The organism is Actinoplanes sp. NPDC051346 (assembly GCF_040682215.1).
Lineage (GTDB): Bacteria > Actinomycetota > Actinomycetes > Mycobacteriales > Micromonosporaceae > Actinoplanes.
Map to the genome: position 1 here is coordinate 67,942 of NZ_JBFBAJ010000013.1, position 19,385 is coordinate 87,326.

Annotated in this window: 21 protein-coding genes and 1 tRNA gene; 5 read left to right on the forward strand and 17 right to left on the reverse strand. The window is 72.3% G+C overall.

Annotation, left to right across the window (positions count from 1 at the left end):
- Position 1: 1 nt before the first annotated feature.
- Complete coding sequence (locus tag AB0M36_RS28595; protein ID WP_364163356.1) at positions 2–631, forward strand: hypothetical protein; 630 nt, start codon at positions 2–4, stop codon at positions 629–631.
- Positions 632–712: 81 nt separating this feature from the next.
- Here AB0M36_RS28595 and selB read toward each other — a convergent pair whose 3' ends face one another.
- From selB to AB0M36_RS28650, 11 genes are read right to left on the reverse strand one after another with little or no spacing between them, the layout of a single operon-like run.
- Positions 713–2,455 (reverse strand): selenocysteine-specific translation elongation factor, encoded by a 1,743-nt coding sequence (selB, locus tag AB0M36_RS28600; protein WP_364163359.1) that lies wholly within the window; start codon positions 2,453–2,455, stop codon positions 713–715.
- A 2-nt stretch (positions 2,456–2,457) separates the two neighbouring features.
- Positions 2,458–3,783: an L-seryl-tRNA(Sec) selenium transferase gene (gene selA, locus AB0M36_RS28605; protein WP_364163362.1), complete on the reverse strand. Its 1,326-nt coding sequence runs from the start codon at positions 3,781–3,783 to the stop codon at positions 2,458–2,460.
- 56 nt (positions 3,784–3,839) lie between these two features.
- The gene (locus AB0M36_RS28610; protein ID WP_364163365.1) at positions 3,840–4,265 is read right to left on the reverse strand and encodes a response regulator; all 426 of its coding nucleotides are present in this window, start codon (positions 4,263–4,265) and stop codon (positions 3,840–3,842) included.
- Between the two features lie 33 nt (positions 4,266–4,298).
- A complete protein-coding gene (locus tag AB0M36_RS28615; protein WP_364163368.1) occupies positions 4,299–5,222 on the reverse strand; it encodes a type II secretion system F family protein in 924 nt (307 codons plus the stop codon).
- A 1-nt stretch (position 5,223) separates the two neighbouring features.
- Positions 5,224–7,164, reverse strand: coding sequence for a type II secretion system F family protein (locus AB0M36_RS28620; protein WP_364163370.1), 1,941 nt, complete (start codon positions 7,162–7,164; stop codon positions 5,224–5,226).
- The gene (locus AB0M36_RS28625; RefSeq protein WP_364163373.1) at positions 7,161–8,516 is read right to left on the reverse strand and encodes a CpaF family protein; all 1,356 of its coding nucleotides are present in this window, start codon (positions 8,514–8,516) and stop codon (positions 7,161–7,163) included. Before AB0M36_RS28625 ends, AB0M36_RS28620 begins: the two co-directional genes overlap by 4 nt.
- Positions 8,517–9,656 (reverse strand): P-loop NTPase, encoded by a 1,140-nt coding sequence (locus tag AB0M36_RS28630; protein WP_364163376.1) that lies wholly within the window; start codon positions 9,654–9,656, stop codon positions 8,517–8,519.
- Positions 9,657–9,667: 11 nt separating this feature from the next.
- Positions 9,668–10,471, reverse strand: coding sequence for a Flp pilus assembly protein CpaB (cpaB, locus tag AB0M36_RS28635; protein WP_364163379.1), 804 nt, complete (start codon positions 10,469–10,471; stop codon positions 9,668–9,670).
- Positions 10,472–10,490: 19 nt separating this feature from the next.
- Positions 10,491–11,597 (reverse strand): pilus assembly protein TadG-related protein, encoded by a 1,107-nt coding sequence (locus tag AB0M36_RS28640; protein WP_364163382.1) that lies wholly within the window; start codon positions 11,595–11,597, stop codon positions 10,491–10,493.
- Entirely contained in the window at positions 11,585–12,010 is a 426-nt protein-coding gene (locus tag AB0M36_RS28645; protein WP_364163385.1) for a TadE family protein, read from the reverse strand. Before AB0M36_RS28645 ends, AB0M36_RS28640 begins: the two co-directional genes overlap by 13 nt.
- A complete protein-coding gene (locus tag AB0M36_RS28650; protein WP_364163388.1) occupies positions 12,007–12,198 on the reverse strand; it encodes a Flp family type IVb pilin in 192 nt (63 codons plus the stop codon). The genes AB0M36_RS28645 and AB0M36_RS28650 overlap by 4 nt, the downstream gene beginning before the upstream one ends.
- 184 nt (positions 12,199–12,382) lie before the next feature.
- On the opposite strand from AB0M36_RS28650, the gene AB0M36_RS28655 reads away from it, so the two are divergent.
- Positions 12,383–13,159 (forward strand): hypothetical protein, encoded by a 777-nt coding sequence (locus AB0M36_RS28655; RefSeq protein WP_364163390.1) that lies wholly within the window; start codon positions 12,383–12,385, stop codon positions 13,157–13,159.
- Positions 13,160–13,186: 27 nt separating this feature from the next.
- On the opposite strand, the gene AB0M36_RS28660 is transcribed toward AB0M36_RS28655, so the two are convergent.
- Positions 13,187–13,642: a MarR family transcriptional regulator gene (locus AB0M36_RS28660; protein ID WP_364163393.1), complete on the reverse strand. Its 456-nt coding sequence runs from the start codon at positions 13,640–13,642 to the stop codon at positions 13,187–13,189.
- Positions 13,643–13,731: 89 nt separating this feature from the next.
- On the opposite strand from AB0M36_RS28660, the gene AB0M36_RS28665 reads away from it, so the two are divergent.
- Complete coding sequence (locus AB0M36_RS28665; protein ID WP_364163396.1) at positions 13,732–14,292, forward strand: GNAT family protein; 561 nt, start codon at positions 13,732–13,734, stop codon at positions 14,290–14,292.
- Between the two features lie 16 nt (positions 14,293–14,308).
- On the opposite strand, the gene AB0M36_RS28670 is transcribed toward AB0M36_RS28665, so the two are convergent.
- Both AB0M36_RS28670 and AB0M36_RS28675 read right to left on the reverse strand, forming a co-directional pair.
- A complete protein-coding gene (locus AB0M36_RS28670; RefSeq protein WP_364163398.1) occupies positions 14,309–15,562 on the reverse strand; it encodes an MFS transporter in 1,254 nt (417 codons plus the stop codon).
- Positions 15,559–16,134 (reverse strand): helix-turn-helix domain-containing protein, encoded by a 576-nt coding sequence (locus tag AB0M36_RS28675; protein WP_364163400.1) that lies wholly within the window; start codon positions 16,132–16,134, stop codon positions 15,559–15,561. The genes AB0M36_RS28670 and AB0M36_RS28675 overlap by 4 nt, the downstream gene beginning before the upstream one ends.
- Before the next feature lie 186 nt (positions 16,135–16,320).
- Between AB0M36_RS28675 and AB0M36_RS28680 the strand changes: the two genes are divergently transcribed.
- Complete coding sequence (locus tag AB0M36_RS28680) at positions 16,321–16,476, forward strand: hypothetical protein (RefSeq protein WP_364163403.1); 156 nt, start codon at positions 16,321–16,323, stop codon at positions 16,474–16,476.
- A gap of 117 nt (positions 16,477–16,593) precedes the next feature.
- Here the strand turns inward: AB0M36_RS28680 and AB0M36_RS28685 are convergent, their stop codons facing one another.
- The 3 genes from AB0M36_RS28685 to AB0M36_RS28695 form a co-directional block, all read right to left on the reverse strand.
- Positions 16,594–17,064 (reverse strand): GNAT family N-acetyltransferase, encoded by a 471-nt coding sequence (locus AB0M36_RS28685; RefSeq protein ID WP_364163406.1) that lies wholly within the window; start codon positions 17,062–17,064, stop codon positions 16,594–16,596.
- 182 nt (positions 17,065–17,246) lie between these two features.
- Positions 17,247–17,342 (reverse strand) — tRNA-Sec (locus tag AB0M36_RS28690).
- Positions 17,343–17,367: 25 nt separating this feature from the next.
- The gene (locus tag AB0M36_RS28695; RefSeq protein ID WP_364163408.1) at positions 17,368–18,324 is read right to left on the reverse strand and encodes an inositol-3-phosphate synthase; all 957 of its coding nucleotides are present in this window, start codon (positions 18,322–18,324) and stop codon (positions 17,368–17,370) included.
- Positions 18,325–18,371: 47 nt separating this feature from the next.
- Here AB0M36_RS28695 and selD point away from each other — a divergent pair, with 47 nt between their 5' ends.
- Positions 18,372–19,376: a selenide, water dikinase SelD gene (selD, locus tag AB0M36_RS28700; RefSeq protein WP_364163411.1), complete on the forward strand. Its 1,005-nt coding sequence runs from the start codon at positions 18,372–18,374 to the stop codon at positions 19,374–19,376.
- Positions 19,377–19,385 lie beyond the last annotated feature (9 nt).

The window sequence follows — 19,385 nt, forward strand, 5'->3', positions numbered from 1 at the left end:
AATGACCATGCGTCGCTCGGCGATCGTGCCGACACTGGCCGTTGCGCTGGCCGTGACCGGGTGCGGGATCGACGCCGACCCGGTAGCGCTCCCGCCCGGCTCTGATCCGTCCGCCCCGGCGTCAGCGCCGGGGGCGGACAAGTTCGTCGGCAAGTACACCAAGCTGAACGGCACCTGCCCGACACTCGACGGCACCGTCGCCAAGGGTCTGAAGCTGCCGGCGGGGAAACCGGCCGCCGTCAACGCCGACACGCCCATCTCGCAGATCGTGACCTGCACGTGGGGGACCGGGACCGGCTCGGTCTCGGTGCTGGTGACCATCGACCGCCGCACCGGCACCCCGACCGCCGAGGAGAGCACCGCCCAGCAGTTCGAGCGGGACTGGCAAGCGTCGATCGCCGACGGCCGGACGCTGGTCCCCAAGCCGGCGAGCGGCGTGGGCGACAAGGCGTACATCGGGGTCCACCGCGACCGGCAGAGCCTCGTGCTGTCGTCGCGCGCCAGCAACGTCCAGATCCTTGTCTCGCACGGCGTCGCGGACCTGGCGCCGGACTCGTTCGCCGCGAACCTCGACAAGAACACCGACACGTTGGTCGCCCTCGGCCAAGACGTCCTCGACGACCTGGTGTGACATGAGTGGTTCCTGAACGGTGTTCGGGGCATGGTGGTTCAGGGAAGATCGGTCCGGTCCGACGGGCCTCGGCCCGACCGGCTAGCCGGCCACCGTACGGCGGTCGTCGGGCAGCCGCAGGGTCGCGCCCGTGCGGTCGAGCAGGCCGAGCAGCGGCACCGCCACCCGCCGGGTCGTGTCCAGCGCCCGGCGGGCCTCGCTGAGGGTGAACGGCTGGGCGATCCCGGCCAGCACGCCCACCGCCCGCTCGGGCGCGTCGGCGGGCAGCACCACGTTCTCCGCGAGCCGCACCACCAACCCCGCGCGCGCCGCCGCCGCGAGCTGCCGCGCCCCGAGCCCCAGCTCGGCCAGCCGGTAGGTCTCCGGCGCCGCGAACGGCCGGCCGGCGTCGAAGGCCCGCTCCACCGCGGCGACCAGCTCGCCGGGGACCCCGACGGCACCGACGCAGACGCGTCCCGACCGCACCATCAGCGGCGGTGCCACCAGTGCCTCCACCAACGACCGCTCCGGCAGGCCGAGCCGATGCCGCAACGCCTCCAGCGGCGCTCCGGGCTCCAGCGGCCGCTCACGGGCATAGTCGCCCGCCTCCTCGACGAGCCGGTCCCGCAACCGAGCCCAGTGGTCCGGATCCGCGAACCAGTCGCCCGCGACCGGCTCGCCGTCCGGGGCCGCCCCCATGCGCTCGAGGTCGTCGCGGCGGACCAGCCCCCGGCGCCGCAGCTCACCCGCCGGGTCCGCGACACCGTCCATCCCGGACAGAGTGAGGGCCCGGGCCGCGGCCGCACCCCGCCGGCTCAGCCCCGGAGGTACGACGTCGAGCACGGTCACCCCGCCGGCGACGTGGTGGCGGCCGGGGTCGCGCAGCAGCGCCCGGTCGCCGAGACGCAAGGGAAGTCGCCGAGCCAGGCGCAGCCGTGCCGTGTCGGCGCCGAGGGGCCGTGCCCGCGCCGGCACCGCGGCCGATCCGACGTGCAACGTCAGCGTCGCCGGCAGGTCAGCGACGGCGTCACCGTGCACCCGCACGTCGACGAGATCGGTGAGCACGAAACGCCCCGGCGCCAGCAGAGCGGCCCCGCGCCCGACCGCGTCCCGGGCCACCCCGCGCAGGTTGACGGCGACCCGGGCCGTGCCGCGCGCCGCCTCGACCGGCTCGCCCAGACTCTGCAAGCCCCGTACCCGCACGGGCCGGTCGGCGCCGGTCAGCTCCAGCTCGTCGCCGGCGCGCAGCTCGCCCGCGCCGAGCGTGCCGGTCACGACCGTCCCCGAGCCCCGGACGGTGAAGGCCCGGTCGATCCACAGCCGGACGGGACCCTGCGCCGGCGCCGGCAGGCCGAGGACGAGCCGGCCGAGCGCGGCGCGCAGCTCGGTCAGGCCGGCCCCGGTGACCGCGCTGACGGCCACCGCCTCGACCACGCCGAGCGACGTCGCGGCGATCCGGGCGGCGGCCTCGCCCAGCGCCGGGCCGGGATCGGCGAGGTCGGCGCGCGAGACGACCAGCAGCCCGTGGCGTACCCCGAGGGCGTCGAGCGCGGCCAGGTGCTCCGCCGACTGCGGCATCCACCCCTCATCGGCGGCGACGACCATCATCGCGGCCGGCGCCGGGCCGACCCCGGCCAGCATGGTGGGCACGAACCGCTCGTGTCCGGGTACGTCGACGAACGCGACGGTGCCGCCGGGGTCCAGGGTGGTCCAGGCGTAGCCGAGGTCGATCGTCATGCCGCGGCGGCGTTCCTCGGCCAGGCGGTCGGGTTCCATCCCGGTCAGGGCCCGGACCAGCGTCGACTTCCCGTGATCGACATGCCCGGCGGTGGCCACGACATGCATCGTCACTCCCCCGCGGTGGGGGTGGTGGCGTCCATCGCCCGAGCGGCCCCGGACACCGCGGCGACGAGGGTCGCGTCCTGGTCGGCCGGCACGCAGCGCAGATCCAGCAGCAGCCGGCCGCGCGTGACCCGACCCACGACCGGCGGCTCCCCCCGCCGCAGGGGCTGTGCGTAACCCTCGGGCAGCGCGAGGGCCCACGACGGCAGCTCCAGCTCCGGCGCGCCGCCGCCACCCACCACGGCCACCGAGGCGACGATCTCGGCGCGCACCCCGGCGGCGGCGAGATCGGCGGCGGCGTGCTCCGTGCGTACCCGCAAAGTGGTCGGGTTTGTTCGCAGAGCCCGCCAGGTCGGTGTTTGCGGGCCCGCGAGGGTCGCGTGCAGCGCGGCGAGGGTGAGCTTGTCGACCCGCAGCGCGCGGGCCAGCGGATGCCGCCGCAGCCGCTCCACCAGCGAGGACTCGCCCAGCAGGAGTCCGGCCTGGGGACCGCCGAGCAGCTTGTCGCCGCTGGCGATGACGAGATCGGCACCCTGCCCGAGGGTGGTCGCGGCATCCGGCTCGTCCGGCAGCAGCGGATCGGGCCCGAGCAGCCCCGACCCGATGTCGGCGACGACCGGCACCCCGAGACCGGTCAGCTCCTCGACCGGCACTGCCCGCGTGAACCCTCGCACGACGAAGTTGGACGGGTGCACCTTGAGGACGAATCCGGTCTCCGGCCCGATCGCGGCGGCGTAGTCGGCGACGGAGGCGCGGTTGGTGGCGCCTACCTCGCGCAGCCGGGCGCCGGTGGAGACGAGCAGGTCCGGCAGCCGGAAACCGTCGCCGATCTCGACCAGTTCCCCACGGCTGACGACGATCTCCCGCCCGGCGGCCAGCACGGTGGCCGCCAGCACCAGCGCGGCCGCGCCGTTGTTGACCACGTGCACGTCCCCGGCGGCCGGCACCGCGGCGGCCAGCGCGGCGAGCGCGGCGCGACCCCGCCGGGCCCGCTTGCCGGTGTCGAGATCGAGCTCGACGTCGGTATGCCCGCACGCGGCGGCGACCGCTTCGACGGCGGTGGGAGAGAGCGCGGCCCGCCCGAGATTCGTGTGCAGCACGACACCGGTGGCGTTGAGCACCGGCCGCAGCCCACCCGGCGCCCCGGGCAACCCGGCCAGCGCGGCGGCGGCGACCTCACCGGGCGCGATCTCACCGACCCGAGCCCGCTGCTGAGCGGCGACGACGGCGTCCTTGACCGTCCCCCGCCCCCACCGCTCCACAGCGGAGGCGAGACGAGGGTCGGCGAGCAGGGTGTCGGTGCGAGGAATCAGTCGCCGGGGGTCTCCCAAGACGTTCCTCCTCGTGGCCGGTCCAGCAGAACCAACCTACCGGGTACGGCCGACTGTCAGGCGTACCCGGAGTAGCCCCGTCCGCGGGCGACCTCGACCGCCGCCCGGACGTCGGCGATCGGGGTGTCGTGTCCCAGCACGCCGTCGATCAGATACAGCACCTCGTCGGCCGTGAACGGCTTGGCGAGGTAGTAGTTGGCGCCGTTCTCGCGGCCGCGCACGGCGCCGTCCGGTGCGGCGGTCAGCAACAGGACCGGGACCTCGGATCCCTGCTGGACGCGGATGCAGCGCAGCACCTCGTATCCGTCCAGGCGCGGCATCATGAGGTCCAGCACCACGAAGTCCGGGCGCAGGTCCGCGCACGCCCGCTCGCCGTCCGCGCCGTCCACGGCGACGTGCACCTCGTGACCGTCCAGCTCGAGCACGTCGCTGAGCAACTGCCGGATCGCCGGGTCGTCGTCGACCACCAAGACCTTGGCCATGCGCTTACCTGTCCTTTCGGTCGTCGAACTTTGTCAGCGGGCGAACGCGTGGATCATCTGCAGCACGCCCGGGCCGAGGATCACCACGAAGAGGGCCGGGAAGAGGCAGAACAGCACCGGAAAGAGGATCTTGATGGGTACCTTCTGGGCGATCTCCTCGGCGCGCTGGCGGCGCCGTACCCGCATCTCGGCGGCGTGCTCGCGCAGCACCCCCGCGATCGGGATGCCGAGCTCGCCGGCCTGGACGACCGCGGTGACGAACGTACGCAGCTCGGGGACCGTGGTCCGGTCACCCAGCGCGCGCAGCGCCGCCGCCCGGCCGACCCCCAGTTGCATCTCCTGCAGGACGCGCAACAGCTCGCGCGCCATCGGTGTGCGGCCGTGCTGCGCCACCTGCGCCATGGCGGCGTCGAACCCCAGGCCCGCCTCGACGCTGATGACCAGCGTGTCGAGGACGTCCGGCATGGACAGCAGCAGTTCCTGCTGCCGCTTGAGGGCCATGTTGTAGATCAGCAGGTCCGGCCCGAGGAAGCCGGCGGCAGCCCCGAAGACGCCACCCATCACCGCTCCGCCGCGAGCGCCGAGGAGGGCGCAGAAGCCGGCGCCGACGAGCGCGCCCACCACCAGCGTGACGCCCTTGAGCGGCACCACCCGCTGCAGCGGCAGCCCTGGCGGGTTGCCGGCGTAGTCCAGGTGCCGCTGCAGGCGGGCCACGGCGCCGGACGGGGTCAGCAGTGTGCCGAGCCGGCCCAGCCGCCGCGCCAGCGGTGCACCGAGCCGGTCGGCGAGGGGCCGGTCGCGAGGGGCGACGAAGGTCGCCGGGTTCGGCCTGGGCACCGATTCGAGGAGCCGGGCCACCGCCGCACCGGCCGGGGCGCTCGCGAAGGCCAAGGCCAGCACGAGTACGGCGGCGGTGAGGGCGACCAGTCCGAGGCCGAGCAGGATCGAAGGCGGCACGCTACACCTCCACCTGGACGAGTTTGCGCAGCCAGAGGGCGCCGATGAGGATGCCGGTCACCGAGGTGCCGAGCATGAGCAGGCCCAGCGGCTCGGTGTAGAGGGGGCGCAGGTATTCGCGCCGGAACACGAACATCCAGGCGCCGAGCACGATCGGCATGCTGAGCAGAATCAGCGCGGACAGCCGTCCCTCCGCCGACAGCGCGCGGACGTGCCGGTGCAGCCGGGCCCGGTCGCGCATGGTGGTGACCGCCGTCTCCAGCACCTCCGACAGGCTTCCGCCGACCTCGCGCTGGATCCGGATCGCCATGACCAGCCAGGTGAGGTCCTGGCTGGCGTTGCGCTCGGCGACGCGTTCCAGCGACTCCTCCAGGTCACCGCCGAGCCGGGTCTCGGCCAGCGCGCGGCCCAGTTCCTCGGCGATCGGCTCGGCGCCGTCGCGGACGAGGGCGTCCAGTGACTGCGGCAGCGAGAAGCCCGACCGCAGCGAGCCGACCAGCAGTTGCAGAGCGTCGGGCAGCTGATCGGCGAACGCGCGGGTGCGACGAGTCGCCCGCAACCGCAGGTAGAGCCCGGAGCCGCACCAACCGGCCAGCATCCCGCCCGGCAGAGCGGCCCACCAGGGCGCGACGGGCAGCAGGGCCACCGCGCCGCCGACGGCGCAGCCGAGCCGGATCAGCTGCCATTCCGCCGGGCGCAGCGAACTTCCGGCGCGGTCGAGCGCCAGCTCGAGGCGTTTACGCCGGTCGGGCTTGCTGACGGCGCGCTCGGACACCCCCATCACGGCGCGGACGAGCCCGTTGCCGTCAGGCGCCTCCGCCGGTGCGCCGCGGCGCGTGGGTGCGAACCGGTCCAGCTCGCGAAGCCGCCGCTGGACGCGGCCGCGGGCGACGAGAGGGCGCAGCGCCAGCAGGGTCGAACCGAAGATCGCGACGGCCACCAGGACGAGCGTGACGGCCGGCCCGGGTTGGCGGGAGGCGGGAGCCAGGACCGGCAGCGGGCGGGACCCCGTCGCCGGGTCGGCCCGGAACGTGACGGGCGCCTCGGCGCTCAGGACCGCGGCACCGAGCCGGGCCTGGACGCGCAGCACGGCGGGCCTTCCGGCCAACTCCGCCGGCACGCCCGCGCGCACCACCACCGGCGCCGACAGGCCCTCCGCCATGCCGCGGAAGGACGCGCGCAGCGCCGGCGCGTCGGCGGCGGTCAGAACCCGGCCCCCGGTGACGCCGGTGAGCTCCTCCAGGCGACGGCGGTCCGCGTCGGCGCCGAACGCCACCGCGTCCATGGTGGCGTCGACCCGGGCCACGCCGGACAGCAGCCGGTCGGCGCTCACCCGGGAGGACGTGTCGGCACCGTCCGACAAAACAACGACGCGACGCTCGAGGAACCCAGCCGCAGCCGGGTTGCGGCGCGGGTCGAGCAGGCTCCCGGCGAGGGTGATGCCGTCGTACAGCGCGGTCCGGCCCCTGGCCGCGAGGCGGGCGACCGTCGCGCCGAAGGCCGTCCGGTCGGTCGTGGGCGCCAGCGCCACGGCGGCGGTGTCGGAGATGGTGACCAGCCCCAGCCGGACGTCGGCCGGCGCGGCCGCGGCGTAGTCGAGCGCCGCCGCGCGGGCCGCCGCCAGCCGGGCGCCCGCCATGGACCCGCTCGTGTCGAGGACCAGCACGACCGCGCGGGCCGGGGCGCCTCCCGACGTCGCGATCACCGTACGGATCTCGGTCGCGAGCGGGACGCCGTCCGCCGTCGCGGTCACCTTCGCACCGGCGAGGGTGGTGCCCGCCGGCAGGTCGTGGCCGGAGACGAAGAACTCGACGGCGCCGGGCGACGGCTGCAGGCCGGTGACCACGATGCCCGGCGTGCCGGCCGGGGCCGCGGCGGCGCCGTCGGCGGACAGGAAGGTCACCGCCAGCGCGAACGCCGCGCTGACCACGTACCGGATCATCGGGGACCGGCCTGGAAGACGTCGAGCGGGACCGTGACGCCGTGCGCGGCCAGATGCTCGAGCACGCGCGGCCGAAGGCCGGTGGGCTGGAGTTTGCCGCGGAACCGCCCGGCGGCGTCGGTGCCCGCCCGCAGGTCGAACAGGAACAGGTCCTGCAGGGTGATGACGCCGGACTCCATGCCGACGACCTCGGTGATGTGGGTGATCCGCCGGCTGCCGTCCTGCAGCCGGCTGACCTGGATGATGAGGTGTACGGCCGAGGCGACCTGCTCGCGGATGGCCCGGACCGGCAGGTCCATGCCGGCCATCAACACCATCGTCTCCATCCGGGCCAGCGCGTCGCGCGGGGTGTTGGCGTGCAGAGTGGTCAGTGACCCGTCGTGCCCGGTGTTCATGGCCTGCAGCATGTCCAGCGCGGCGCCGTCGCGGACCTCGCCGACGACGATGCGGTCCGGCCGCATCCGCAGCGCGTTGCGCACGAGGTCCCGGGTGGTGACGGCGCCGCGTCCCTCGACGTTCGGCGGCCGCGATTCGAGGCGTACCACGTGCTCCTGGTGCAGTTGCAGCTCCGCGGCGTCCTCGACCGTGACGATCCGCTCCTCGGCGGGCACGAACCCGGAGAGCACGTTGAGCGTCGTGGTCTTGCCGGAGCCGGTGCCGCCGCTGACGACGATGTTGAGGTGGCCGCGGACGCAGGCCCGCAGCAGGTCGGCGGTCTGCCGGGTCAGCGTGCCGAAGGAGATGAGGTCGTCGACGGTGAACGGGTCCCGGGCGAACTTACGGATGGTCAGCGTCGAGCCGTCCAGCGCGATCGGCGGCACGACGGCGTTGACCCGGCTTCCGTCGGGCAGGCGGGCGTCGACCATCGGGCTGGCCTCGTCGACGCGGCGGCCCACCCGGGACACGATGCGGTCGATGACCCGGCGCAGGTGGGCCTCGTCGGCGAACTCGACCCCGGCCGGCTCCAGCCGACCGCCGCGCTCGACGTAGATCCGGTGCGGGCCGTTCACCATCACCTCGTTGACCGACGGGTCGCGCAGCAGCGGCTCGATCGGTCCGTGCCCGAGGATCTCGTCGGTCACCTCACCGGTGATCCGCGCCCGGTCCGCGCTGGTCAGCGGCGTCTCCTCGGCGGCGAGCAGCTCCGCGACAGTGCGGCGTACCTGCAGCTCCAGCTCGTCGGCCGCGCCCATGTCGTCGTACAGCTTGGGGCCGAGCAGCTCGGCCAGCCTGCGCTGGATGCGCTGACGCACATCGCCGAGGGGGTCCGGCGCCGGGCGGCCGGCGCCGGGCTCGGGTCGGGCCGGCTCCTTGGACCGGTGCCGCTGCGACAGGTGATCGGAGAGGCCCACTCAGCGCCTCCGGCCGAACAGCCGTGCCCGCGAGCGGCGCGCCGGAGCGGCGTCCTGGGCGCCACAGCGCGCGGCGAGCTCACCCATCGCCCGGGCCACCGGATGGGTCGGGCGTTCCGCGGCGAGCGGGACGCCCCGGTTGACCGACAGCGGCACGTCGCGCGACGACGGCATCAGCACCGCCGTCGGCTGCCCCAGCGCCTTCTCCACGTCCGCGACGGTGAGGCCGACCTCCGAGTCGGCCCGGTTCAGCAGGATGAGCCGGCGCTCGCTCGCGTACTCGAGCATCTCGAAGGTGGTGAGGGTCAGCCGGGCGCTCTTGAGGGCGGGTAGGTCCGGCGTCACGACGAGGACGAACCAGTCGGTGCGGTCGAGGGCCGCCAGAACCTGGTCGCTGACGTACGGCGGGGTGTCCACGACGATGTAGTCGTACATCGACGTGAGCACGCCGAGCAGCTCCGTCACCAGGTGCCGGTCCACCTGGTCGCCCTCGGCGGGTCCGGCCGGGGCCAGCAGCGCGTCGATCCCGGGGCGGTACGGCGTGATGAGGGAACGAACCCCGTCCTCGTCCAGCCGGCCGGCCATCGCGACCGCGTCCGCCAGACCCCGTTCCGGCGGCAGCTGCAACAGGATGCCGACGTCGCCGAACTGCAGGTCCAGGTCGACCAGGCACACCCGGCTCCGGCCGCCGCCGGCCAGGGTGACGGCCAGGTTGGTGGCGACCGTGCTCTTTCCGACCCCGCCCTTGCCGGAGAAGACGGTGATCACCTGGGCGCCCGCGGGCGCCGCCGGGCTGAGCCGGCGCGTCAGATCCAGGGACCGGGCGCAGGCCGCGTCCACGGCGTCGGTGTCCCCGGCCGCGACGACCTCCCGGATCCCGGCGCGCATGGCCTCGGCGAGCACGGCCACCTCGACGCGGTCGCGCAGCAGCACGACACCGAGCGAGGGCCGCTCCACCCGCTGCCGGGCGGTGAACGCGACGGCCTCGTCGAGCGGCACGCCGGCGCCCAGCACGACCAGTTGGGCGTCGGGACGGTCGGCCAGCGCCGCCGGCAGCAGCGACGGCTCGGGTACGACACAGTCGGGCTCGACCGAACCGGGGTAGCCGGACGGGGAACCGGGGTCACAGTAGATGGTCATCATCGGCCCCGTCACGGAAAGAGGGAGTTGTTGTCGATGCCCTCGTCGGGCTCCACGGTGGCCGTGTCGTCCAGCAACGCCAGCGACAGCACCCCGGTCAGCGAGACGTGGAGCAGCTTCTCCGCCTCCGCCTGGGTCACCGCGACGGTGACCAGCATCCCGGCGGCGGGCTTCGCGCCGCTCGCACCCGCCGACGGCGTCACCGCCGGCGCGTCGCCGGCGGTGACGGCCCCCGCGACCCCCCGCTCCCCCACGGCGATGACCTCGACGCGGGGCAGCAGCATGCGGGTCGCCTGGTTGTAGTCGTGCCCGCTGCTCAGGCCGTCGCCGGCCGGCACCCGCCCGCGCCCCTCGCGCATCGTGAACGTGGTGAACACGGCGACCCGCGAGCCGGGGCGCACGTAGCCGGCGACCCGGGCGGCGGCGGTCACCTGCACGCTGACGGCGAGCTTGCCGTCCGGCACGGCCAGGCCGCCGGTCACCTGGCTGGGCTCCGCGAACATCCCCCGCAGCAGGAGCTGGCTGGGGCCCAGGTCGGCGGTGAGCACGAGACCGTCGAGCTGGCTGCCCACCTCGCCGAGCGCGGTGCCGGGCACGGTACCGGCCGGCATCTGGACCCTCTCGGTGTATCCGCCGTCGCGGATGGCGGCCGCGGAGGTGCCGGCCGGGATGCGCTGCTTGCTGACGAACACCCAGACCGCCGCACGGCCGGCGAGTGCCCGCTGGTCGGCGCCGCGCACGTACGCGACCACCGCCAGGCAGCCCACGCCCGCGAGTACGGCCGCCACGAGAACCGCGAGTAGCCGCCGTCTCATCCCTTACTCCCTGCTCGACTCAACCGACGAGGTTGACGACGGCGACGCCCAGGTCGGGGCCGCCGATTTCCGCGCCCGTCGTCCGGACCAGGCCGCGCACGAAATAGCCGTAGAGGCACCGCTCGGCGCCACCGCACCGCCGCAGGCCGGTCAGCCAGGACGGTGCCGAGAATCCGGAAAGCTGGTATCCGGTCAGCACGAACGAGGTGAAGCCGGCCAGGTGGTAGGTCGTCCCCGCCCCCTGCGACCGGACCGCGTCGTAGACCGGGATCAGCACCACGTCGCGGCCCTCCCACGCCTGGAGCATCGCGTCCTGGCACGGATGCGACGCGGAGTTGCCGGTGTTGCCGCCAAACGTGCCGTCCGTCTCGACCGTGACCGCACAGGACGACGACGGGTCGTCGAGCCACCCGAATCCGCCCGGCCGGTCCCAGCCGGACGGGCCGGCCGGGCAGGTGCTCGCGCCCGCGCTGCCCTTGAGCCGGATGATCTGCTCGGCTGCCGGCGGCGGCGGGCCCTCCGACGGCGACGGCCAGAACTCCGTACCGTCCTGGGTGAGCTCGCGCCACTCACAGATCGAGAACGTGACGGCGAAGCCCTCGGCCACGCGGGGCGGCCCCCAGGCGACCCGGGCGCAGGCTCCCACCGTCGTGCCGTCGCGCTGCCCGGTCAGCGCCCGGGCGAAGACGGACGGCAGCACGGTCGAGCCGTCCGGCAGCCGGGTCTCGACCCGGATTTCCGCGTACGGGACCGCCGCCGGAACCGTGCCCAGGCAGCTCGTCCGGTTGGCGACCGGGGCCGGGCACGTGGGCAGACCCGGCCCGGTGCCGCAGATCTCCGTCACCGTCGCGGCCCCGTCGGCGGCGTTGCCGTCGGCGTACGCGCCGGCCGTGGTGGCCTGGCCCGCGCACCGCACGGGCGTCAGGACACAGCCCTCGCCGACCGCCCAGGCCGCCGCGTCCGCGCCGCTCTGCAGCTGTTCCCGCTCTGCGTAGAGCCGGCCGACGTCGACGACGACGGCGGCCACGCCGAGCAGGACGCCGGTCCCGAGCAGCACCGCGACCAGCGCGGTGACCGCGCCGTCGTCGCCGCGACCGGGCCTGCGCCGGGCCGTCATCCGACGCATGGCATGACTCCTCGCGCGGCGATGGTGAAGGACCCGTCCGAGTCGCCGCCGAAGAACCCCATCAGGGAGCCCACCGGCGTCACCGGGCGGAAGGCATGCGACACGCGGACGACCGCGTCGGCGCTGAGGTCGCCGTCGCAGGCACTGATGTCCAGCGTGTCGACCGAGACCGGTCCGGCGGCCGACGTGACGCGTACCCGCCCGTCGAATCCCAGGGCCGTCGCCCTGGCGCCCTCGCGGGCCGCCTCGGTCAGCGTGATCTGGATGTTCAGCGCACGACCGAAGTCGATGATTCCGAAGAGCAGGAGCAGGAGCAGGGGCAGAACCAGCGCCATCTCCACCGCCGCCGCGCCCTCGTCGCGGCGGGCAGGCGCGGCGGGAAAGGTACGCCCGCCACGCCCCTGCCGGATCACGGCGTCGGCGCCTGCACCTGATCGGCGACGCCGCCGAACATGCCGCTGAGGTTGTCCCCGAGCAGGATCACGGCGCCGATGATGACGACCGCGATGAGTGCCACCATGAGGCCGTACTCCACCGCCGTGGCCCCCTCGTCGTCGCGGGGCGCGGGGCTGACCAAGGTCTGGACGAGACGAATGAGCATGATGACTCCCTGGACTATCGACGTACCCACCCACATTCACGGGGTGTTGCGCCTTGCAGTCGTCCAGCGACGCAGAGTTATGAGCTCTTTCTTGAGGAAATTCTGAGGTGAGCCACGCGACTGCTGATGTCGCAGCTCACCGCTAAGGTAGGCCGCTCGTTGACGAGGGACCTGGGAGAACATGATGAAGACGCGTCGTTTGGCCATCGCCGGCGTGGCGCTGGCCACCGCGCTCGGGCTGGCCGGCTGTGATCGGTCCGGTGACCACCAGACATCCCCGGGGACGGCTGCGACCTCGGCCGCGGCGGCCGACCCGGCGGCCGAGTTGACCGCGGCGTCGAATAAGCTGGGCGAGCAGCCGCTCAAGGCGAAGATGGACATGGGCGCCGCGATGAGCGCCACCGGCGTGGCCGACCAGAAGAACCGCAAGGCCGACATGACCATCAGGATCAACGCCGGCGGTCAGAAGATGGACATGAAGATGCGCCTGCTCGGCCCCGACCTGTATCTGCAATTCGGCGGACCACTCGGCGCCTCGCTGGATGGCGGAGGCAAGACGTGGATGCACGTCGACGCGACGAAGATCCCCGCCGGCAGCCAACTGAACGTCGACAACCTCGTCAACGCCGACAAATTCCTGGCCGGGCTCGGCAAGGTGGAGAAGGTCGGCGCCGGCGACTTCAAGGGCGTGCTGGACATGTCCAGGGCGCAGGGGCAGGAAACGTCGCTGGCCGCGCTCGGCGAGAAGGCCAAGGCCGTACCGTTCACCGCCAAGGTCGACGACCAGGGCCGGCTCGCCGAGCTGGTCATCGACATGAACGGCCTGGGCCTGCCGGCCCAGGGATCCGGAAAGATCACCGCGAAGTACTACGACTTCGGCAGCCCGATCACCGTCGAGGCCCCGCCCGGGGAGCAGGTGCGGGAGATGCCGGCCGACATGCTGAAGTCGTTCACCGGCTGACGCCCGCGGAACACGGGGCGTACGCGGCTACGGCAGGTCGCTGTCGCCGCCGAGATTGGCGATCATCCGGCGGAGCACGTCGAGGGCGGCGACGTACTCCGTAGTGTCGATGCCGTTGTGCATCCGCTCGTGAACCTTCCGGGCACGGGCCGCCGCGCGCCGGCGTCCGGCCTCACCCGCCTCGGTGAGCGTGAGCCCGCCGTCGGCTTCCGCGGTCCAACCTCGGGCGGTGAGATCGGCGTGAACAGCGTCGAAGTCGAGGCCCTGGGTGTCGAACGTGGAGAGCTTGGCGGTGAGACCGGCACGGGTCCACTGCCCGGGAGCACCGGCGACGTGGTTGAGGATCCACCAGTGCGGCTGGGTGAGATCTTCCTCGCCGAGGGCGGCACGGATGCTCCCGACGATGATCTCGTTGGCGACACCGGTCCAGTAGCCGATGGGTTGACTGGCGAGTCGGTCCTGGGGGTACTGCTTGATCGTCATTCCGGGACCGTAGAACCTCAACCTTCCTTGAGGTCAACGCGCGAAAACGCGGCTGCCCCCCCGTGGACGGCGCCCGTCATCATGGGTGCGTGCTGACTGTCGACGCCCCACTCGCCACCGACCGCCTGCTGCTGCGCCCGTTCCGCCGCGACGACGTCGACGCGCTGTACGACCTGCGCAGCCGACCGGAGGTGCTGCGCTACCTGTACTGGCCGCCCGCCACGCGGGACGGGGTCCGCGACGTGGTCGCCCAAAGGCTGACCATGACGACGCTCGCCGCCGACGGCGACTTCCTTGTCCTGGCAGTGGAGCTGCGCTCCACCGGGCGGCTCATCGGCGAGGTGGACCTGAGCCTCACCAGCACGGAGCACGGCCACGGCGAGATCGGCGCCATCCTGCACCCGGACGCCCAGGGCCACGGGTACGCGAGCGAGGCCGTGGCGGCGCTGCTCGATCTCGCCTTCGACGTGCTGGGATTGCACCGGGTGACAGCGCAGACCAATGCCGGCAACGAGGCCTCGACGCGAGCCATGCTGCGGCTCGGCATGCGCCAGGAGGGCCACCTGCGGCAGTGCGTCGCCTTCGGCGGAGAGTGGCACGACGAGCTGCTCTTCGCCATCCTCGCCGACGAGTGGACAGCACGCCGCTGACCGGATACCGCGGCAGTCAGGAGTCGGGCAGCTCGCGCATGCGTGGGACCGGAGAAAAGACGACGAAGAACACACCGGCGACCGCACCGACCGCGCCGATCCATAGTGCCGCGTGCACTCCGATCAGCTCGCCGAGGAGCCCGCCGAGCAGCGCCCCGATCGGCCGTACTCCGTAGTTGACCGTGCGCTGCGCGCCCTTGACCAGGGAGAGTCGGGACACCGGGGTGGCCGCTGTCTGCAACGAGCCGACCCCGATGTCGAGGATCACCACCCCGAGCGAGGAGAGGAACTCCGCGGCGAACAGCATGCCGATCACCACCGGCTGGGGGCCGTCGGCGAGCGGGATCAATACCAGTGGGAGCGGGAACGCCACGTACCCGAGGAGCACGACCGGGCCGACGCCGAACCGGCGGGTGAGCGGAGTGGCGATCGCGGCACCGGTCAGCCCGCCGATCGACGCGATGCCGATCAGCGCGCCGATCAGCCCCGGTGAGATGCCCAGCTCGGTGGTCACATAGAGGATCAGCAACGCGTCGAAGATGTAGTTGAACAAGTTGATCACGGTGACGCCCAGCAGGAGCTGCCGCAGCACCGCGGATCGGATGATGAACGTCAGCCCGGAGCCGATCCGCAGGCCGCCGCCTTCCGACGCGGAGCCGACGTGCTCCGGCGGGGAGATCCGGGTCAGCAGCAGAGCCGATCCAAGGTACGACAGCACGTCGGCCACCAGCGCGAACGGCGCGGTGAGCACCTGCACGAGGACACCGCCCACGCTGGGACCGGCCACATACGACATGGCCCGGGCACCGTTGGTCAGCGAGTTCGCGGCGATGTAGTCCGGCCGCCGGACCACGGAGGCGAACAGGCTGCCATCGGCGACCTCGTAGCAGACGGTGAGCGTGCCGATGGCGAAAGCCAGCACGCAGAGGTGCCACAAGTGCAGCACGCCAGCGAACGCCAGGACCGGCACCACCGCCAGCAGTGCCGCCCGGCCGAGGTCGGCACCGATCATGACCTTCCGCTTGTAGGCCCGCCGGTCCACCCACGCCCCGGCGAGCAGCGAGAAGAGGAGGTTCGGCAGCAGCGCGGCGGCGGTCAGATATCCCATCTCGGCCGCTCCGGCACCGATCGTCAGCACGGCCAGCAGCGGGATCGCGATCAGCGAGATCTGGTCGCCGACCAACGAGACGACATGCGCTGACCAGTAGCGTCGAAACACCCGATCACGCAGCAGCGCCAGTGCGGGCTTCGGCAGGGCATCGGTCGTCACGGCGCACCGTCATCGGGCGTCGGTATCGCCAACTGCACGACGGTGACCGGCCGGGATCCCGCGGCCCGCGCAGTCTTGTCCCGGTACGGTTCCAGCAGCGCCTCAACCTGCTCGGTGAGCGTGACCAACTGCTCGGCGGTCACGTAGATCACCTCGTCGCTGAAACCGGCCGCCGCGCGCCACTCGACGGACTCCTCGCCGCGAACCGCGAGATAGGCCTCCGCCCGCCGTACGTACTGGCGCAGGATCGCCGCGTTCAGCTGGTCGGCCGCGACCCTCGCTTCCGGGTCGTCCGAGTCGTCGGTCCACGAGGTGCTGCTCGCGGTCGCCTGCCAGGGCCGCTCCCGTCCGTCGGCCGCGGGCGCCCGTTCCGCCAGCCCGTACTTCGCGAGCTGCCGGAGATGGAAGGAGCAGTTCGGCACGTTCTCGTCCAGGACGGCGGCGCACTGGGTAGCGGTCATCGGGCCGTTACGGCGCAGCATCCCGATCAGGCTCAGCCTCAGCGGATGCGCGTAGGCGCGCAGGGCCCGCGGGTCGTCCAACCGGATTGTCTTGCGCTGCTCGGATGCCATACCTAGAGAATGCTTTATAAAGACTCCTTTAGCAACATGTCTCTAGCATCTACCCCGCCTGGCCCGGATACCGCGTCACACCGGTTGCTGTACTTCGGTGCTGTACTGGCCTTGGACTGCTGCTCAGCGGAGCCACATCTTGCCGTCGCGCAGGCGCTCGATCATCCACCGCGCATACCCGCTGGCGTGAACGACGCCTTCGATCCGATCCGGGCGGGCGTGGTGCGGAAGAATCTGGCCGACGAGCCGAGCGATGGCGTCACGAGTGTCCGCCAGCTCTACCGTCATGCGACGCTCAAGTTCACCGAGCCGCCTCAGCTCTTCGTATCGCCAGTCAGCTGACGGCTCTGAATCGGTGGACACGAGCAAGGATGCTACGACCTAGGGCTAGCGGCCTGAGCCGCGGTCCTCAGTTCGCCATCGTCCGTGGCCGTCCGTCATGATCACCGAGGCTCGGCGCTACAGCCGCTTGCGCATCCGGATCGACGTGACCTCGAAGCCCATCTGCTCATACAGGCTGCGGGCCCCTGCGTTGAATCCGAAGACATTCAAGCCAATGGACACCACGCCCAACTCCCGGCATGCTTGCTCGGCCGCCTGCATGATGGCACGGCCGTATCCCTTGCGGCGTAGCTGCTCACGGACCGCGAAGTCGTAGCCGAAGGCGTGTCGCCCGTCCGACTTCTCCTCCACATGCAGCCAAACCATGCCCACCTCTTCGGCACCGTCGTAGGCAGTCCACAGATGATGGCCGTCGGTGTGCAAGCCGTCGGGCAACAGTCGCTGGAAGTCCTCACTCGCCTGCTGCTGCGCTTCGATCAGCGGCAGGGCGCCAGAATCGGCGATGTTCTTCGCGTAGTCCAACTCAGCGCCCTGCCGGTACGCGAGATATTGATCCTCAGTCATCGGTTCGAGTTTCAGGGTCTCCACTGCTGGACCATAACGAAGTGCCGCAATCGCGAGCGCGAGCGCATCATCGCCTCTACCAGCGACAAAGTTGCCGCCTCGGCAGCATCAGTGCCGAATGGCGTTGATGGGAGAACCCGGATGAGCGATGTCCGGCGCACCCCGCCTGGGCGCCTCGAGGCAGCTCAGGCGGGGTGTTCGCCGCTTGGCGGAGGCGGACGGGAATCGAACCCGCCTGACCCGGATACCGCGTCACTCCGATTTTGAAGATCGGGAGGGGCACCAGCCACCTGAACGCCTCCGCCGACAACCCTAGCCGCCGTGCGGCTACACCGAGGTCCCGGGCGGGCTCTTGAGGTGTGACGCCGCCTCGGCCGGGTAGCCGCCTCGGCCTGAGCGCAGGGCGACGGCCGCCAGGCGGATCAGGTCGATGTTGACGCCGGCGGCGCCGCTGGGATCGTGCACCTGGAGTCGTACGTCGAGGCTCACCGAGGTGCCGCCCCAGCCCAGCGCCTCGATGTTGAGGTGGGTGATTTTCTGGGACTTCAGGTGTGGCAGGTATCCGAGGGGCGCCACCTGGACCTTGTCGGATCCGAGGGCGTTCAGTTTGGACTGGTGCTTGGTGTTCGGGTTCTCGACGAGGTTGCGGAAGTCCTCGGTGCCTCCCAGGTTGACCTGATAGGAGCTGGTGAGCGTGAGTCCCCGCTCCTCGATCAGCCGCAGCAGGGCGTGGTGGAGGACGGAAGTGCCGAACTGGCTGGCCAGGTCGTCGCCGATCAGCGGGAGGCCGGCTTCCTCGAAGCGTGTGAGCAGGGACGCGTCCCGGGCGATCGGGTCCGAGGTGGTGTTGATGAACGCCACTCCCGCCTTGAGCGCGGCCTCGGCGTACGCCCGGGCGGTGTCCGGCCTGCCGCTCGGCGCGGAGTAGAGCAGCACCTCCGAACCCTTCAGCGCGAGTGCCACCCGTTCGATCTCGGTGGAGTCGACCAGGCCACGCTGCACCGTCATGCCGGACGGGGCGAGGTCCGCGTCGAGGCGGGGAAAGTCGAGGCGGGGAAAGTTGTTGGGGGGCGCGAAGATCGCCTGGTGCAGGTCCTCCCCCACCTTGGCGTCGGAGAGGGCGAAGGCCGCGGTGAACGCGATGTCTCCGACGCCGATGCCCGCGATCAGCGGCCGGTGGATGCCTACCAGGCTGCCGGTTCGGCGGTGGAGGTTGATGCCCTGGACCAGCGCTGAGGTGTTGTTCCCGACGCCGACGACCGCGACTTTCACCTTTTCGATCATGGACGGAGGGTACTGAGGCGGTTCACCCTCACCCGTACAGTGCCAGGGTGACGACGAGCATGCGACTCACTCAGTACGCACACGGCGGCGGGTGTGCCTGCAAGATTCCGCCCGGCGAGCTCGAGGCGGTGGTGGCCGGGCTCGTCGGGCCCGCGGCGCCGCGGGGGCCTGGCGAGTTGATGGTGGGGCTCGACGACGGGGACGACGCGGCCGTGGTGCGGTTGGCGGCCGGGCTCGCGATCGTCGCCACCGCCGACTTCTTCACCCCGGTGGTCGATGACGCGTACGACTGGGGGCGGATCGCCGCCGCGAACGCGCTCTCCGATGTGTACGCGATGGGCGGCAGTCCCGTCGTCGCCGTCAATCTGCTGGCGTGGCCGCGCGACCTCCTGTCCATGGAGGTGGCCGCCGAGGTGCTCCGGGGCGGGCTGGACGTGGCCCGGGAGGCCGGTTGCCACGTCGCGGGCGGGCACAGCGTGGACGATCCCGAGCCCAAGTACGGCATGGCGGTGACCGGTGTCGCCGACCCGGACCGGTTGATGCGCAACGACGCCGGACGGGCCGGGATCCCCCTGACACTGACCAAGCCGCTCGGCATCGGGGTGCTGAACAGCCGCCACAAGGCGACCGGCGACGTGTTTCCGCAGGCCGTCACGGCGATGACGGAGCTGAACCGGGCCGCCTCCGAGGCGGCGCTCGCCGCCGGCGCGGTGTGCGCCACCGATGTCACCGGGTTCGGGCTGCTCGGTCACCTGCACAAGCTGGCCCGGGCCAGCGGGGTCACGGCGCGGGTACGGGCGTCCGCCGTGCCCTACCTCGACGGTGCCCGCCGGGCGCTGGCCGACGGGCATGTCAGCGGCGGCACCCGGCGCAACCTCGACTGGGTCCTGCCACATGCCGACACCGGCGACGTATCCGTCGACGAGTTGCTGCTGCTGGCCGACGCGCAGACCTCCGGGGGGCTGCTGGTCGCCGGGGAGGTTCCCGGCTACCCGGTGGTGGGCGAGCTGCTGCCCGCCCGCGCCGACGGCAGGACCATCGAGATTCGCTGAGGAGGGCTC